The 17,527-nt window shown below is 57.0% G+C and carries 13 protein-coding genes and 2 tRNA genes; 5 read left to right on the top strand and 10 right to left on the bottom strand.

Going from position 1 to position 17,527, the window contains the following annotated elements; translation table 11 throughout:
• The 5 genes from JJO78_RS19790 to alaS form a co-directional block, all read right to left on the bottom strand.
• A tRNA-Arg gene (locus tag JJO78_RS19790) sits at positions 1-77 on the bottom strand.
• A gap of 51 nt (positions 78-128) precedes the next feature.
• Positions 129-219 (bottom strand) — tRNA-Ser (locus JJO78_RS19795).
• Positions 220-368: 149 nt separating this feature from the next.
• Positions 369-566: a carbon storage regulator CsrA gene (csrA, locus tag JJO78_RS19800; protein ID WP_007155535.1), complete on the bottom strand. Its 198-nt coding sequence runs from the start codon at positions 564-566 to the stop codon at positions 369-371.
• 184 nt (positions 567-750) lie between these two features.
• On the bottom strand, positions 751-1,986 hold the full coding sequence (locus JJO78_RS19805; protein ID WP_075195259.1) for an aspartate kinase: 1,236 nt from the start codon (positions 1,984-1,986) through the stop codon (positions 751-753).
• A 103-nt stretch (positions 1,987-2,089) separates the two neighbouring features.
• Positions 2,090-4,720, bottom strand: coding sequence for an alanine--tRNA ligase (gene alaS, locus JJO78_RS19810; protein ID WP_151981881.1), 2,631 nt, complete (start codon positions 4,718-4,720; stop codon positions 2,090-2,092).
• Between the two features lie 130 nt (positions 4,721-4,850).
• On the opposite strand from alaS, the gene JJO78_RS19815 reads away from it, so the two are divergent.
• Positions 4,851-5,390, top strand: a complete 540-nt coding sequence (locus tag JJO78_RS19815) for an RDD family protein (protein ID WP_036206731.1) — start codon at positions 4,851-4,853, stop codon at positions 5,388-5,390.
• On the opposite strand, the gene lptG is transcribed toward JJO78_RS19815, so the two are convergent.
• On the bottom strand, positions 5,391-6,452 hold the full coding sequence (gene lptG, locus JJO78_RS19820; protein WP_126810291.1) for an LPS export ABC transporter permease LptG: 1,062 nt from the start codon (positions 6,450-6,452) through the stop codon (positions 5,391-5,393).
• Positions 6,445-7,548 (bottom strand): LPS export ABC transporter permease LptF, encoded by a 1,104-nt coding sequence (lptF, locus tag JJO78_RS19825; RefSeq protein ID WP_085681073.1) that lies wholly within the window; start codon positions 7,546-7,548, stop codon positions 6,445-6,447. Before lptF ends, lptG begins: the two co-directional genes overlap by 8 nt.
• Positions 7,549-7,758: 210 nt before the next feature.
• On the opposite strand from lptF, the gene JJO78_RS19830 reads away from it, so the two are divergent.
• From JJO78_RS19830 to JJO78_RS19845, 4 genes are all read left to right on the top strand, one after another.
• The gene (locus JJO78_RS19830) at positions 7,759-9,252 is read left to right on the top strand and encodes a leucyl aminopeptidase (RefSeq protein ID WP_151981879.1); all 1,494 of its coding nucleotides are present in this window, start codon (positions 7,759-7,761) and stop codon (positions 9,250-9,252) included.
• On the top strand, positions 9,239-9,712 hold the full coding sequence (locus tag JJO78_RS19835; protein ID WP_151981877.1) for a DNA polymerase III subunit chi: 474 nt from the start codon (positions 9,239-9,241) through the stop codon (positions 9,710-9,712). Before JJO78_RS19830 ends, JJO78_RS19835 begins: the two co-directional genes overlap by 14 nt.
• Positions 9,713-9,974: 262 nt before the next feature.
• Entirely contained in the window at positions 9,975-12,845 is a 2,871-nt protein-coding gene (locus JJO78_RS19840; RefSeq protein WP_126810294.1) for a valine--tRNA ligase, read from the top strand.
• Positions 12,846-12,848: 3 nt separating this feature from the next.
• Positions 12,849-13,793, top strand: coding sequence for a ketopantoate reductase family protein (locus JJO78_RS19845; RefSeq protein WP_226909904.1), 945 nt, complete (start codon positions 12,849-12,851; stop codon positions 13,791-13,793).
• 32 nt (positions 13,794-13,825) lie between these two features.
• Here JJO78_RS19845 and JJO78_RS19850 read toward each other — a convergent pair whose 3' ends face one another.
• The 3 genes from JJO78_RS19850 to ampD form a co-directional block, all read right to left on the bottom strand.
• The gene (locus JJO78_RS19850) at positions 13,826-15,877 is read right to left on the bottom strand and encodes a methyl-accepting chemotaxis protein (RefSeq protein ID WP_178380774.1); all 2,052 of its coding nucleotides are present in this window, start codon (positions 15,875-15,877) and stop codon (positions 13,826-13,828) included.
• Between the two features lie 104 nt (positions 15,878-15,981).
• Positions 15,982-16,869, bottom strand: coding sequence for a regulatory signaling modulator protein AmpE (locus JJO78_RS19855; protein WP_151981875.1), 888 nt, complete (start codon positions 16,867-16,869; stop codon positions 15,982-15,984).
• Positions 16,869-17,495 carry a 1,6-anhydro-N-acetylmuramyl-L-alanine amidase AmpD gene (ampD, locus tag JJO78_RS19860; RefSeq protein WP_151981873.1) on the bottom strand — a complete coding sequence of 209 codons (627 nt, stop codon included), beginning with the start codon at positions 17,493-17,495 and terminating at the stop codon, positions 16,869-16,871. The genes JJO78_RS19855 and ampD overlap by 1 nt, the downstream gene beginning before the upstream one ends.
• Positions 17,496-17,527: the final 32 nt, after the last annotated feature.

A 17,527-nucleotide genomic window follows, 5' to 3' on the forward strand; every position in this document is an offset into this window, starting at 1 on the left:
TGGCGCGGCTGGGAGGATTCGAACCTCCGACCGCCTGGTTCGTAGCCAGGTACTCTATCCAGCTGAGCTACAGCCGCGCATTCATACTTCCAGATTCAGCAATGTTCTCTTTCTTCTCCGAAAAGAAATGGCGGAGAGGGAGGGATTCGAACCCTCGATACGCGCAATGCGTATGGCTCCTTAGCAGGGAGCTGGTTTCAGCCACTCACCCACCTCTCCTTGAGAACGGGGCGTATACTACCATAATTTTTCTGATTTCATAGGGTTGACACGAGTTTTTTCGAACCGCGCTCCCATAGGTTCAGAAAAGCCGTTCGGGAGACACAAAAAAGCCGTTCGGGTTTCCCTCGAACGGCTTTTTGTCACTCTCAGCTGTTGCCGGGCTCCGGCTCTTCAGAGCCTTTCTCGCTCTGAATTCGCTGATAGATTTCTTCGCGGTGAACCGCCACTTCTTTAGGGGCGTTTACACCAATGCGAACCTGGTTCCCCTTCACCCCAAGGACGGTTACGGTGATTTCATCACCGACCATCAGGGTTTCGCCAACACGGCGGGTCAATATCAACATGTCCTTTACTCCCTTATCCAGAGCTACCTGTTCCGACAAATGTATACTGCTTACTTTTATAGTGGGATCACTTGCCAATCAAAAGCCGCACAATCACTTATACGTACTTATAAAAGCAAAAGCCTGCAAATGATGCCCTTTTTTCGGAAAACCAATGCGAACCGGCTTTTATGTTCGCGTATTTTCAGGCTTCCTCTACCCCGGGCTTGTCCAGTTCGAACGCACTATGCAGTGCCCGAACGGCCAGCTCAAGATATTTTTCGTCAATCACCACGGAGATTTTAATCTCAGACGTGGAGATCATCAGGATATTGATTCCTTCATTAGACAGTGCTGCAAACATTTTAGTTGCAACGCCGGCATGAGACCGCATACCCACACCCACAATACTGACCTTCGCAATCTTGCTGTCGCCGCTAACTTCACGGGCACCCAGTTCGTCGGACACCCGCTGCAGAATGGCCTGGCCACGCTTGAAGTCGTTGCGATGCACGGTGAAGGTGAAATCCGTGCGGTTATCCGCACCCACGTTCTGTACGATCATGTCGACTTCAATGTTGGCATCGCTGATCGGCTGAAGTATACGCAGGGCACTGCCCGGGGTATCCGGTACACCGGCGATCGTCAGTTTCGCTTCATCACGGTTAAAGGCTATGCCGGAGACAACCGGTTGTTCCATGGCGTTTTCATCCTCAAGTGTAATCAGGGTACCCTCGCCTTCCTCAAAGCTGGAGAGCACCCTTAAAGGAACATTGTATTTGCCTGCAAATTCCACCGAGCGAATCTGAAGAATCTTGGAGCCCAGGCTGGCCATCTCAATCATTTCTTCAAACGTAATTCGCTCCAGCCGGCGCGCGCTGTCCACTACCCGTGGGTCAGTGGTATAGACACCGTCTACATCAGTGTAGATCTGACACTCGTCAGCCTTCAATGCCGCAGCGAGAGCAACAGCAGTAGTATCGGACCCGCCACGACCAAGGGTGGTGATGCTGCCGTTCTCGTCAATGCCCTGGAAACCGGCAACCACAACCACACGACCGGCGTTGAGGTCTTCCCGCATGCGCTGCTCGTCAATCTGCTTGATGCGCGCCTTGGTATGGCTGCTGTCGGTCAGAATTCGAACCTGGGCACCGGTATAAGAGCGCGCATCACAGCCGCGCTTTTGCAACGCCATGGACAACAGAGCAATGGTCACCTGCTCCCCGGTCGAGACCAGCACGTCCATTTCCCGGGGCGTGGGTTCTTCCATGATGTCGTTGGCCAGACCAATAAGACGGTTGGTTTCCCCACTCATGGCAGATACCACAACCACCACGTCATGACCTTCCTTGCGGAAGCGGCATACCTTTTCTGCAACCGCTTCAATCCGTTCTGTGGTGCCCACCGAAGTGCCACCGAATTTTTGAACCAAGAGCGCCATTTCTTTCCCGATACCAAACGTGGACAGACAGCGGGGCAGCGCCCCACCTCAGACGACCAAATGGGCGAGATTATATACACCTGCCCATTTTGGATACAGTTATCTATGCAATATTTTTCTCAACCCAGGCAGGAACACCTGCCAGGGCATCCGCCAGTTTTGATGGGTCGTTTCCGCCACCCTGGGCCATATCTGGACGACCGCCACCTTTACCGTCAACCTGAGCCGCCAGATGCTTCATCAAATCTCCGGCCTTGATCCTGCCAGTCGCCGATTTGGTGACACCGGCCACCAGTGTCACTTTGCCGTCTTCAACACTGGCCAGCACCACAACACCCTCGCCCAGCTTGTTCTTGAGTTGGTCGGCGGTTTCCATCAGCGCTTTGCGATCCGCGCCTTCCATTTCAGAGGCCACCACTTTAAGGCCAGCCACATCCACGGCAGAACTGGCCAGATCGCTACCAGCAGAGCTTGCCAGCTTCGCCTGGAGAGCATTGATGTCTTTCTCCAGCTGTCGATTGCGATCCAGCGTCTGCTGAACTTTCTCGACCAGGGACTCACGCGAGCCTTTGACCAGCTTTGCAGCTTCCCGCAGGGTTTGCTCGGTTTCCTCAACCCATTCCAGAGCGCCAAACCCAGTGACGGCTTCGATACGGCGAACGCCCGATGAAATACCGCTCTCCGATGTAATACGGAACAGCCCGATGTCGCCGGTACGCGCCACATGGGTGCCACCGCACAGCTCCACGGAGTATGCGTCAGAGCCCATGCTCAGGACTCTGACGGTATCACCATACTTTTCACCGAACAGCGCCATGGCACCTTTGGCCTGGGCCTGTTCCATATCGGTAATTTCGGTCTCAACCGGGGTGTTACCCAATATTTGCTCATTAACCTGACGCTCGATTTCCCGCAACTGTTCCGGTGTTACCGACTCAAAGTGGGAGAAGTCGAACCGCAGTTTGTCAGGATCTACCAACGAGCCTTTCTGTGTAACGTGCTCGCCCAGCACATTACGGAGCGCGGCATGCATCAGGTGGGTTGCGGAGTGGTTCTTCTTGGTCCGTTCACGACGAGCGTGGTCGATGCGGGCATCCACTTCCAGCCCCGGGAACAATTCGCCTTCAATCACGGTACCGATATGCAGGTGATTGCTGCCCTCTTTCTGGGTGTCGGTCACCTTGAAGCGGCCACCGCTCCAGGTCAGCAGGCCGGTATCGCCCACCTGACCGCCTGACTCCGCGTAAAACGGCGTGCGTTCCAGCACCAGAATCGCTTCATCGCCGGCTTGGGCCGCTTTCTTTTCACCACCCACTATCACGGTGCGAATGGTTTCGTGGCCGTCGATATGTTCGTAACCGGTAAACTCGGTAGACCCTTCAATGTTCAAACCGGCTGCATTGTAATCCATGCCGAATTTGCTCGCCGCGCGGGCACGCTCGCGCTGGCGCTCCATGGCTTTCTCGTAGCCATCGTAGTCCAGGGTCAGGCCACGCTCACGGGCAATGTCGTTGGTCAGGTCAACCGGGAAACCGTAGGTGTCGTACAGGGTAAAGATGGTTTCGCCCGGAATTTCGGAACTCTTGAGCGCCGCAATGTCCTGTTCAAGCAGGCGCAGGCCTTTGTCCAGAGTCTTGGCAAACTGTTCCTCTTCCTGCAGCAGCACCTTTTCAATCTGCTTGCGGCTGCTGACCAGTTGCGGGAAGGCACCGCCCATCAGCTCAACCAAAGCGCCAGTCAGCTTGTGGAAGAAAGGCTGCGTGGCACCCAGTTTGTTGCCATGGCGCGCAGCCCGGCGAATGATACGGCGCAGTACGAAACCACGCCCTTCGTTGGACGGCATGACACCGTCGGAGATCAGGAAGGCACAGGAGCGGATGTGATCCGCCACCACGCGTAGCGACGCTTCTGTGGTTTCAACGCCGCCAAGGATGTCGGAGGCTGCATTGAGCAGGTCCTGCATCAGGTCAATTTCGTAGTTGCTGTGAACGCCCTGCAGCACCGCGGTGATGCGTTCCAGACCCATACCGGTATCCACCGAGGGCTTGGGCAGGGGCAGCATCTCACCGTCCGCCTGGCGGTTGTACTGCATGAACACCACGTTCCAGATTTCGATGTAGCGGTCACCGTCTTCTTCCGGGCTACCGGGAGGACCACCATCCACATCGGGACCGTGGTCGTAAAAGATTTCGGTACAGGGACCACAGGGACCGGTATCGCCCATTTGCCAGAAGTTGTCAGATGCGTATGGGGCGCCCTTGTTGTCGCCAATCCGCACGATTCGATCTGCCGGAACACCAACTTCCTGATTCCAGATATCAAAGGCTTCGTCGTCGGACGCGTAAACGGTGACCCACAGTTTTTCCTTTGGCAGCTTCAGCCAGTCGTCGCCGGTCAGGAAGGTCCAGGCAAAATTGATGGCTTCACGCTTGAAGTAGTCGCCAAAGCTAAAGTTACCCAACATTTCGAAAAAGGTATGGTGGCGCGCTGTATAGCCTACGTTCTCAAGGTCATTGTGTTTACCACCTGCACGCACGCACTTCTGCGTGGTTGTCGCCCGGCTGTAATCGCGGGCTTCGCGACCCAGGAACACGTCTTTGAACTGGTTCATTCCCGCGTTGGTAAACAACAGGGTCGGGTCGTCCGCCGGCACCAGTGAACTGCTCGGCACAATAGTGTGGCCCTGCTGTTTGAAGTAATCGAGAAACGCCTGTCGCAACTCTGCGGTTTTCATAGCCCTTTGATACCCTTCTATAAACCCGTGCGGGTCCGCGTTTAAAGACACATACTTACATGCGCTTGCAAATCCGCTACTCTAGCACACGCCGAGAACAGGAAAAACGTGAAACATCACAGGAGAAGCCATGCCCCGCCGCTTTCATACCGCTGAGGAACTCCTTCCTCCCGCTGCATTCATCAAGCGACTGATGGCGGTGATTTACGATTCGTTGATCAGCATAGCGGTGCTACTGGTAACTACCTGGATGTACACCCTTGTAGCGGGTTGGGTCACCGGGTGGGACCAATATGAAGCCATGGCGGAAGCGGGGACTCTGAAGGCAGACCCACTGCTCACATTTGTGCTGTTCCTGGCGCTGTATCTGTTCTTTGGATACTTCTGGACCAAAAACGGCCAGACACTCGGCATGCAGGTGTGGCGTATTCGCATTGAAAACCTGGACGGCACGTCCGTGTCCTGGACACAGGCCCTGAAGCGATACGTGGCCGCGGCGGCTATCCTGTTCGTCGCGCTGCTGGGTGCCTATTACCTGAACGCAGCGACTCTCTTCGTGACTATCCCGGCGATCCTGGCGCTGTTCTACCCGATCAATGGGTTGTCGCTGACTGACCGCGCTTCTGGCAGTATCGTTGCCACTGTCCCCAAAGAGACTAAAAAGAAGTAGCTATCCGGCCCTTTTCATCAGTACCGCACCAACCACCGCATTAATCGCGATTGGCAGGACGATTGCCAGCACCGGGTTAAAGCCAAACACCAGGCTCATGGGGCCCAGCAGGTCCTGCATGTACTTGAACAATAGCCCCACAATCAGGCCCGTAAAAACCCGGAACCCCATGGTAACGGACCGGAGCGGGCCGAAAACGAAAGAAATCGCGACCAGCACCATGACTGCGGTGCCCAGTGGCATAAGCACTTTTTTCCAGAACGCCAGCCAGTAGTTGGCGGCATTCAGGCCCTGCTCTCCCAGATAGCTCGCGTAGGTATAGAGACCGGAGATCGCAAGGTCCTCCGGCTTTACAATCAGCACACTGAGAACGCTGGGCGACAGACCGGTTTCCCATCGCAGGGCCCGATGGGTTTCCTGGGTGGTTTTTTCATCGCTTAGCCTGGTAGTGGCCACGTTTTCCAACAGCCAGTGATCGCCCTGATAGATCCCTCTTTCAGCGAAACTGGCGGACACCAGCCAACGTTCCTCATCAAATCTGAACAGCGACACCCCGTGCAAGACGCCGTTGGGCTGAACCGCATTCAGATGCATGAACACATCACCCTCCCGGTGCCAGATGCCCGAGGCAGAAGCAATATTTTCACCCGCGCCCTGGGCCACGGTCTTTTGGCTCTGAGCCATCCGCTCAGCCGGTGGCGCGATGTACTCGCCAATCAGCACACCAAGAACCACCACCACCAAGGTCGGCTTCATGGCAGACCAGACAATCCGTTTGAGAGAAACGCCCGCGGCCCGGATAACCGTGAGCTCCGACGAACTCGCCATAGTGCCGAGGCCGACCAGGCACCCCATAAAGGCGCCAAGCGGGAGGTAGTCATAGATGCGCCGCGGCAACGTCATGAGCACATACAGCAACGCCTGGAGCGTCTGGTAATCGTTTTCCGCGTCGTCCAACTCGGCGATAAATGCGAAGATCAGGTCCAGGGACAGCACCACCAGCATCACCAGGAACATGGCGCCACCCACCGTGCTCATCACATAGCGATCGATCTTACGCATGTTGCCGCGCCTCCTTCAGCAGGCGCCGGCGGTAGAGCCAGGCAGGCCCGAACTGCAGCCATAACCCGAGGGCCAGAAACAGGGCGTGCACCCATAGCAACCCGATCCATTCGGGCACCTTGCCACCTTCAAGGGCATCACGGGCCACGATGAGCAAACCAAGGTAAGTGATATAGACCAGCATGGCCGGCAACAAGTGGAAGAATCGCCCCTGCCGGGGATTCACCCGACTAAGGCGCACAGCCAGAAGGGTGACAATCGGCACGATGAGCGGCAGTGTGAACCGCCAGTGCAGCATGGCTCGGTGCTCCGGATCATCCGACGCCATCAAGGCGGAGGTCGCAAGCCCTTCCTCCAGCTCTTTCTCACCCGCACTGCCACTGCGGATCTTGAGCCCGTAGGCTTCGAACCCGGTGACGTCGTACGCCAGTTGCCCCGGCAAGCCTTCAAAACGGGCACCATCTTCGAGCACCAGGAAGCGGCTGCCGGTTTGCTCGTCAATAAACTGGGACCCTTCCCGGGCGGTAATGATGGTAAGCCCCTTGCCGTCTTCACTGTGCTCGGCAATGAACACACCCTCAAGCCGACGCTTGTCTTCACTCAGCGCTTCCGTGTAAGTCACACGTTCGCCAGACGACAACGACTGGAAGCGCCCCGGTGCCAACATCTCAAACTCCGTCGCCTGGCGTTGCTCGTTGAATATCCCCTCGACTTTCTTCATGCCCCAGGGAGACACATAGAGGCTCATGGCCCCCACCACCAACATCACCGGAATACTGCCAAGAAGTGTTTTCATCAGCAGCTGCTTGTCGCTCACACCACAGGCAAACAGCACCGTCATTTCACTTTCCAGGTACATGCGCCCGTATGCCAGCAGGATGCCAATGAAAAAGCCCAGGGGCAGGATCAGCTCCAGGAAACCGGGAAAACGGTAAGCCATAATCTGGAACAACACATCGCCCGCCAGCTCACCGGCAGCGGCTTCCGCCAGATACTTGATAAACCGGCCGCTCATGAACACCAGCAACAGAATGCCGGATACGGCAAGCATGCTGATGATCACCTGGCGGGTTAGGTATCGGAAAACGATGCTCAAATCGGTCTCTCAGAGCCGGATGCGACCGGAGTCGATGGAAATCGGGATTCGCCGTATTCTAAGTAACCTTCGTGCCGAATGACAGAGCACAGGCGTTAACAACCTGTCAGCGCTTGATAATTTACCCCCAAACCCCAATGCTATAGGCATTCGGACATTCAAGCCCGATGCCGGGCCTGTCCTCCATCAGAATAACCAACGGGAGTTGCTATGAATTTTACTCTGAGCAGTAAGCCCATTTCGGATACCAAAGCGGATTGCCTGGTTGTTGCCCTGCCGGAAAAAGGTGACTGGCCTGCTTCCACGACCCAAGCAAACGAAGCCCTGGGCGGACTGATCAAGACCCTGCAGAAGAACGGGGATGCTACCGGTAAAAATGCAACCACCCTGCTCGTTCCACTCGAAGGCCAGCCCTGGGCTCGCCTGCTGGTCGTTGGCACCGGCGCCGACAAGGATCGCTCCCCCGCCAACTACCGCAAGTCGCTGATCGCCATGGCCAGCCAGATCAAGGATGGCCCGTCCAAACACGTACTGGTCGGCCTGAGCGACACCCTTGTCACCGGTGACGACGCCACCAGTTCGGAGACGGCACGCCTGAACCTGATCGGCCGCACCCTGGAAGAGCAGCTCTACCGGTTCAGCGAATTCAAGAGCGAGAAACCATCACAACGCAAACTGACGAAGGTGACTGTTGCTGCCTCCTCCGCCGGAAAAGCCCTGAAGGACGCCTTCAATCTTGGCCTGGCAACCGGCCGCGGCATGAATTTCACCCGGGACTTGGGCAACACACCGCCGAATATCTGCCATCCCACCTGGCTGGCTGAGCAGGCTGAGAAACTGGCCAAAGACAACGACGTCATCAAGACCGACGTGCTGGACGAAAAGCAGATGCAAAAGCTCGGCATGCACAGCTTACTGTCCGTGTCTGCCGGCAGCGCCCAACCCGCCAAACTGATCGTAATGGAATACCGTGGCGGCAAGGCGAAAGACAAGCCTTACGTCCTCGTGGGCAAAGGCATTACCTTTGACACCGGCGGCATCAGCCTCAAGCCCGGCGAAGGCATGGATGAAATGAAGTACGACATGGGTGGCGCCGCCGCCGTGTTCGGCGCCATGAAAACCATTGCCGAGACCAAACCGAAAATCAACGTGGTTGCCGTAATCGCCGCCGCCGAGAACATGCCCAGCGGCACTGCGACACGCCCGGGTGACATTGTTACTTCCATGTCTGGCCAGACCATCGAAATCCTGAACACCGACGCAGAAGGCCGCCTCGTACTGTGCGACGCCCTCACCTACGTCAAGAAATTCGACCCGGAAGTGGTCGTCGACATGGCCACACTGACTGGCGCCTGCATCATCGCCCTGGGCAGCCATGCCACCGGCCTGCTGAGCAACAACGACACCCTGGCCAACGAACTGCTGGCCGCTGGTGAACGCGCTGGTGACCGCGCCTGGCGCCTGCCTCTGTGGGACGAATACCAGAGCCAGCTCGACAGCAACTTTGCTGACATGCAGAACATCGGTGGCCGCCCGGCCGGCACCATCACCGCTGCCTGCTTCCTGTCCCGGTTCACCAAGGACTACCCCTGGGCCCACCTGGACATTGCAGGTACTGCCTGGCTCTCCGGCAAAGCCAAAGGCTCGACTGGCCGCCCGGTACCCATGCTGGTCGACTACCTGATGTCACATGCAGGAAAGTAATCCGGGCTCACAGGATGAACGGAACCAGTCCTACTGGTTCCACATCCTCGCCCAGAACACCCCTGCGGCTCGCAATCTCCATACCGCCAAACTGGTGGACAAGGCGCGCCAGCAGGGAGACCGCGTGGGCGTCGTCTGTGACACCATGCAACAGGCTCAGGAACTGGACGACCTGCTCTGGAACTTCAGCCCCGAGGCTTTTATACCCCACAGCATCGTGCCGGACTCCGCCACGACCTGCACTGATCCCGTTGGGATATTGCTTTGCCAACCGGTCGCGGAAGACTGGGACACGGTGATCATCCTCTCATCCACCCTGCCTGCGGACGCAGACCGGTTTAAACGATTGGCGCTGATTGCCCATAACGACGAAACGGTGTTGAGTCAGGCACGATCGCATTTCAAGCAGTTACGGGCATTGGGAATTGAGCCTCGAGTGCATGACCAAAGGAAGCGGTGAGACGTAAAACAGGCTCACAATCAAACCCAGGCAAAACCATTGAACACAGCTGAGACAACTCGGACTCCATAAGGGCATGGGGGTAGTTTGAATTTCGGACAGCAAAAAGGTGTCTGAGCGCAGCGAGTTCTTTTTCTTTCCGAAATTCAAACTACCCCCATGCCCCTGCACCCCAAGGTTCGCCGCAACCCAAGTGAGCATGTATAATCAGACGCCTTGAATTTCCCTTGTGAATCAACCAAACGGTCACCAGCAGAAACCCATGGAAAAAACCTACCAGCCAGAAAACATCGAGCGCCAGTGGTACGAAAACTGGGAATCCAAAGGGTACTTCCGCCCCCGTTCAGAAAAGGCGGAGGGGGGCGAAGGCGAATCCTTCAGCATCGCTATCCCACCGCCCAACGTCACCGGCAGCCTCCACATGGGCCATGCGTTCCAGCACACCATTATGGACACGCTCACCCGCTTCAAACGCATGCAGGGCCGCAACGCCCTTTGGCAGGTAGGCACCGACCACGCCGGTATCGCCACCCAGATGGTGGTTGAACGCAAGCTCGCGGCGGAAGAAGACAAAACCCGTCATGACCTTGGCCGGGAAGAATTCATCAAGCGCATCTGGGACTGGAAGGCACATTCCGGTGGCACCATCACCGGCCAAATCCGCCGTCTGGGTAACTCGGTGGACTGGGACCATGAGCGTTTCACCATGGACGACGGTTTCTACAAAGCCGTGCAGGAAGTGTTTATCCGCCTGTACGACGAAGGCCTGGTCTACCGTGGCAAGCGCCTGGTCAACTGGGACCCGAAGCTGCATACAGCCATTTCCGACCTTGAGGTCGAGAACAAGGAAGAGAAAGGCTTTTTCTGGCACCTTCGCTACCCGCTGGCCGACGGCGAAAAGACGCAGGATGGCAAGAGCTATCTAGTGGTGGCGACCACTCGCCCGGAAACCATGCTTGGCGATACTGCCGTGGCCGTGCACCCGGACGATGAGCGCTACCAGCACCTGATTGGCAAATTCGTTGACCTCCCGCTGGTAGGCCGACGCATTCCCATTCTCGCCGACACCCACGCCGACCCTGAAAAAGGCAGTGGCTGCGTCAAGATCACCCCCGCCCACGACTTTAACGACTACGCCGTGGGCAAGCGCAACAACCTGGTAATGATCAACGTCATGACCCAGGACGCCTGCATCCGCGATGTAGCCGAAGTGGTTAACGCCGATGGCACTGAAAACACCGATGTGGACGGCAGCCTGCCGGCTGCGTACGCCGGCCTTACCCGCGAACAGGCCCGCAAGCAGATCGTGGCGGATATGGACGCCGAAGGCCTGGTACAGGAAGTGGAAGACCACGTGCTGAGCGTGCCAAGGGGCGACCGCTCCGGTCTGATCATCGAACCCATGCTGACCGACCAATGGTTTGCCGATGCCAAAACCCTGGCAAAGCCGGCGATCGAAGCGGTCGAAGACGGTCGTATCCAGTTCGTGCCCAAGCAGTACGAAAACATGTACTTCGCCTGGATGCGGGATATCCAGGACTGGTGCATCTCCCGCCAACTGTGGTGGGGCCACCGTATTCCCGCCTGGTACGACGCCGAGGGCAATATCTACGTCGGTCGTAGTGAAGAGGAAGTGCGCCAGAAACACAACCTTGCCGCCGACCTGCAGCTGAACCAGGACGACGACGTGCTCGACACCTGGTTCAGCTCCGCCCTGTGGACCTTCGGCACCCTGGGCTGGCCGGAAATCACCGAGCGGCTGAAAACCTTCCACCCCACCAACGTTCTCGTGACCGGTTTTGACATCATTTTCTTCTGGGTGGCCCGGATGATCATGATGACGATGCACTTCATGAAAAACGAGGACGGCACCCCACAGGTACCGTTCAAGACCGTGTATGTGACCGGCCTGATCCGCGACGAGCACGGCGACAAGATGTCCAAGTCCAAGGGCAACGTGATTGACCCACTGGACATGATCGACGGCATCGAGCTCGATGACCTGCTGGAGAAACGCACTGGCAACCTGATGCAGCCCAAACTGGCCGAGAAGATCGGGAAGCGCACCCGGAAGGAGTTCCCGGAAGGCATTACCGCTCATGGTACGGATGCCCTGCGCTTCACTCTCTCCGCTATGGCGACCACCGGCCGCGACATCAACTGGGACATGAAGCGCCTTGAAGGCTATCGTAACTTCTGCAACAAGCTGTGGAACGCTGCCCGTTACGTGCTGATGAACACCGAGGGCGAGGATTGCGGCGTCAACGGTGAGGCCGTGGAATTGTCGCTGGCAGACCGCTGGATCATCAGCGAGCTGCAAACCTGCGAGCAGGACGTGATCCGCCATCTTGACCAGTACCGGTTCGACCTGGCCGCGTACGCCCTGTATGAGTTCATCTGGAACGAATACTGCGACTGGTACCTGGAACTCTCCAAGCCGGCGTTGAACGACGACAACGCCAGTGCGGAAGCCAAACGTGGCACCCGCCGCACCCTGGTACGGGTGCTGGAAGCGGTCCTTCGCCTGGCGCACCCGATGATGCCGTTCATCACCGAAGAAATCTGGCAGCGCATCGCACCTCTGGCCGGTAAGAGTGGTGACAGCATTATGCTGCAACCCTTCCCCCAGCCAGATGCCAACAAGCAGGACTCTGCGGTTGCCGCCGATATTGAATGGCTGAAAGGCGTGATTGTCGCTGTTCGGAATATCCGCGGCGAGATGAACATCTCCCCTGCAAAAGCCATCCCGGTGCTTCTGCGTGGTAAAAACCCAGACGACAAACGCCGCTTGGACGAGAACCGCCAGTTCCTGTCATCACTGGCGCGCCTGGACAGCCTGGAATGGTTTACCGAAGGCGAAGCCCCCATGTCAGCCACCCAATTGGTTGGCGAGATGGAAGTGCTGGTGCCCATGGCCGGTCTGATTGACAAGGATGCCGAACTCAAGCGACTGGACAAGGAACTGGAGCGACTGCAAAAAGAAGTTGGCCGACTGGAAGGAAAGCTTGGCAACGAGAAATTCACTGCCAAGGCGCCCGCAGAGGTGGTAGAAAAAGAGAAGGAAAAGCTCAGCGATGCCCAGGGCAGCATGAGCCGGCTCAGCGAGCAGCGGGCCGCCATCGAGGCCATGTAACCCGTGGCCGAGGCAGGGAAGAATCAGGGTCTGTCCGGGAATGGCCGCATTGCCATTCTCGGAGCAGGCTCCATGGGCCAACTCTGGGCGGGCTACCTGGCCACCGGGACGGCAACGTTTATCCCTCGTCACGAGGTTTCCCCGGAAACAGATCAACCCGCGCTGACTTACACGTTTCAGCCGTTCGAAGGCCCAGAGGAAGTCGTCACAGTTCCCTACCTGCTCGCCACAGCAGCACGCCCTTCACTGTTGATGGTCACCACGAAAGCGGGCGATACGCTCGATGCCATTGAATCCAACCTCCATTATGTTTCTCCGGACACCCCCATTGTCCTGTTCCAGAACGGCATGGGCTGCCAGCAAGCGGTCGCCGAGCGTTGGCCACAACGACCGATCCTGGCCGCCAGCACCACCGAAGGAGCGAACCGCCCAGCACCAGGCTGCACAGTCCACGCCGGCAAAGGCGAAACCTGGGTTGGCCCATTAACCAAGAGTGTGACGACGCATCTGACGCAGGTAGTAACGGCGCTTGGCACCAGCGGGTTAACGGTTCACGCAGAGCAAGACATTCAGAGGCGGCTGTGGGACAAACTGATCATCAATGCGGGTATCAATGCCTTTACGGCAATCCTCGACTGCCCGAACGGTGACATCCTCGCCGACCCGTTCTACCGGGAACACATCGATGAGTTGTGCGACGAAATCTCGAAGGTGATGAAGGAGGATATCGGAAAAGCCCTGCCATCAATCACAATTCGCGAACGCATCGAAACGGTTGCCCGCAAAACGGCGCGGAATACCTCATCCATGCGCAGCGACAGGCGGCGGGGCCGCCCTACCGAAATTGACTTTATCAATGGGTATATCGTCGGGCGCGGGCATGCGCTGGGCGTTGATGTTCCGACAAACCAGATGCTGACAAACCGTATTAAACAGCTATCGCCATAGATGTCAGGAGCATACCCTTCAGATCCCGAATGTCAGACCCTGAACGCTTCCACGAGACGCTGCAGGGATGCAGTCAGTTGTGACATTTCCCGTGACGATGCCAGGGTTTCCTCGGCGTTATCTGCCGTTTTCTCACCCAGGACACTGATTTGTTCAACGTTGGTATTGACGTTCTTCGCCACGGCAGACTGCTCCTCAGCCGCCTGTGCGATCTGGTGGCTCATATCAACAATGGTCGAAATCCCCTGGGCAATCCGGTCCAGCGCTTCCGTCACTTCCGCCGATTTCTTCACCGTGGTTTCAGTCACGTCATGGCTGTTGGTCATGGCCGCAACGGCTTCCTTCACGCCGCTCTGCAACCGGGTGATCATACCCTCGATTTCTTCAGTCGATTTGTGGGTACGCTGTGACAGTGAACGTACTTCGTCTGCCACAACCGCAAAACCACGGCCCTGCTCACCGGCGCGCGCAGCCTCGATGGCCGCATTCAATGCCAGGAGATTGGTCTGCTCCGCAATCGCCTTTATTTCGACCAGAACCTGGCTGATGTTATCGCTGTCGGCGTTTACCCGGTTGATGACATCAACCGCGCCGGAGATTTCGGTGGCAAGACGGTTGATGGTGGCGACGGTATCCGCAACCACTCCACGGCCTCTCTCGGTATCCTCTTCAGCCGCGCCAGCGCTATCAGACACGCGATGAGCACTCTCAGTGACCTCATTGACCGCTTCCACCATCTGGTTCATGGCTTCGTTGATCTGGCCAGACTCCTCCATCTGCCGCGCAACGGCCTCACTGTTCGCAGCCGCGGTATCGTTGACACGAGTGGCCTGGCGATCGACGTCCGATGTAGTGCTGCTCACTGAGCGGATCAATTCGGCAATCCGGTCCGTCATGTTGTTGAACTCGGTAGTCAGTTCACCCAATTCATCACGATTATCCAATTGGATGTGAGTCGTCATATCGCCCTCAGCCACGGACCTTGCTGCCGTGCTGAAACGATTAATAGCCGTGCGTACCGACATAAAGAAGCCGACGTAGAGGTAAACCACCACCAACAGGACAATTACCAATGCGGCAATAATCAACTGCCGTTGCTGCAGCTCGCCCTCCAGGCGTGAGTTCAGGTTTGCGCCAACGACGTCAAAAATTCCAGCCTTGAGCGCATCGTAATGGGCAAGCTGGTTTTCGATGGTGCGGTTGAAATCCCGCCAGGGTAACTCGAGGCGCATGGGCGTGATGATGTTGGCATCCAGCTCGTCACGCACAACCACCAGACTCTCGAGAATGCCCTCGACAGCATCACCTGTCGTTTTCTCCAGGTTCGGCGATGCATCCATCGATACGGTCAGTGCAGGCCCGAGCAGCGATGCGCGGTTGGTCAGTTCGTCATAGATTTCATTAAGAGCGTCACTGAGGTTGTAACCCACCTGCCCGTCGATGAGCGCAAAGGTCCCGAACGTCCTGGCCCTGCCAATGATGCTGCGGGCATCCGGCAGTGACTCACGCAAAAGCCCCAGAAGCAGCAGGTTTTCCCGGGATGCGTCCTGCCCCAGGCCGGAAATTTCAATGGTCGCGGACAAGAGCGCCCGCACTTTCTGGACGAACTCTTGATAATACTTGAACTGGGGGTCGATATTGCCCTGATAGCTGTCAGTCGATTTGAGTGTTTGCCACTCTTCCACCAGCATCGCCACCTGCTGGGACCAGTTACCGGACTCATCAAAACGAGCCTCTGCGTTAACCAGTTCCTCAAGAATTCTATCAATCGTTTCTGACGACTCTGCGGACTGTGAGAGCAGTTCATTGTCATCCTTGATCTTGCCGGGGGCACGAAAATCCCGGTATGCCATGGACTCTGCCAGCAGCGTATCCACCTTTTCGAGCTGCTCCAATCCCTCCACGCCCCGGGTCATGGTATCAACCGACCGGTTCAGTTCACTGATAACCAACCAGGAAAGGGCAATAATGGGAAGCAGGAACAACACACTGATCAGGCTGAATTTGTAGAACATCGGCAGCCGATTCATCAGCGCTACTGCAGGCTTGATAAGCTGGTTCACGTGTACCCCCACAGAAAGCATCGAAAGGATGGAACTTTATTCTATTTGTTTATATTGTCGACTAAAGTACTACAAACTTGAGTGTTTTTCGGCGTAAAAATGTAATTTTTGTCAAAATGTCGTGATCAGCGCACACCGGCAATAACCAGCAGCGCAAGGATGCAGATCCAGACCAGCATGCTTCGGTTCAGCAAACCCCGGATGGCCTCCAGGCTGCGGCCACCAAAGCCCGCCCATTCGTCCGGATGGATCTTTGAGAACCGTTCCGGGTCCAGTGCGTAGCCCGTCAATGCCGCGCTCGCGGCGCCCATCAATAGCTGGTTGGTTCTGAGGCTAAAATCAAACAGTCTTCGTTTTCCTTCTTTCATCCAGCCGGCAAGATCACCTGCGACTCCAAACGTGAAGGACAGTAGTCGTGAGGGAAGCCAATTGAGTATCTCCGCCAGCGCGGCAAACCCTGGTCTCGCTGCCACCTGCGGCCAGTGATCCCTTAACGCGACAACTCCCCTCGCAAAGAAGGCAGCCGCAATACCGCCAACGGCATACCAGAAAGCGACCAGAAAAAAACGCTCGAAGACGCTGACCATCAGCGTTCGTGACAAAGCCAGATGCATCTCATCGGGCGACGTTGCCGCGCCCCGTTCGTCAGCCGGTAAAATATCCATAACGTGATGCCAAGCGGACTGCATGTCGCCCCTGGCCCAGGATTCACTGTAAACCTCCAGGCGCGCCCGCCAACCCGGCGCACCCATCAACAACACCATCAACAAAAACTCCAATGGATACGCGGCCATGCGCCAGCCAATGGTGTGCAGATAGTACTCCCCGGCGGCCAGAATCAGCGAGGGCACAAGAATAATAACCAGCCCCTTCCATAGGCCTGCCTCGTTACCAGACCTTTCAGCGCCTCCCCGGTTAAACGCGGAACGCCACAACGGCTCAGAAGACCAGGCGTTGGCCGCATCCAGCTTGCGTCTCACCAGGTAAGCGAGCAGAAACACCACCAATACCATCAGTTATCCGCTCCGTTGCCATGCCCTGTACCAAGCAGTTGCCGATATCGGGGCCAGTCAAAAGCCGGGCCTGGATCGGTTTTGCGACCGGGTGCGATATCGCTGTGCCCGGTGATCCTCTCTGGCGTGATGGCCGGCCACGACTTCATGATCAATGCTGACACGTCAGCAAGCACCTCATACTGAGCTGCGGTGTATGGAATGTCATCCGCACCCTCCAGCTCAATGCCGATTGAATAATCGTTGCACTCTTCCAGGCCCTGAAAGCAGGACCGCCCGGCATGCCACGCGCGCCCCAACAAGCTGACGAACTGAAGGCATTCGCCATCCCGGCGGATCAACAGGTGTGACGAAACCTTCATATCGGCGATGGTCTCGAAATAGGGGTGCTCTGAGGGGGACAGTTGGTTGCAGAAAAACCGTTCGATGGCATCGCCTCCGAACTGCCCGGGAGGAAGGCTGATATTATGAACAACCAACAGGGATATTGCCGCCCCTTCGGGGCGTTTGCCAAAATTTGGAGACGGGCACCAACGGGCGCCGGCTACCCGACCGGTCGTCCGTAATCCGGCGACAGCCGGTGGCGACAGGTCAATGGTGTTGCGCGAAGGGATGGTTTCAGACAATGTGGTTCCAACAGGCCGGGGCGAACAGACCG

Source organism: Marinobacter sp. DS40M6, from assembly GCF_028581595.1.
In the GTDB taxonomy this organism is placed as follows: domain Bacteria; phylum Pseudomonadota; class Gammaproteobacteria; order Pseudomonadales; family Oleiphilaceae; genus Marinobacter; species Marinobacter salarius.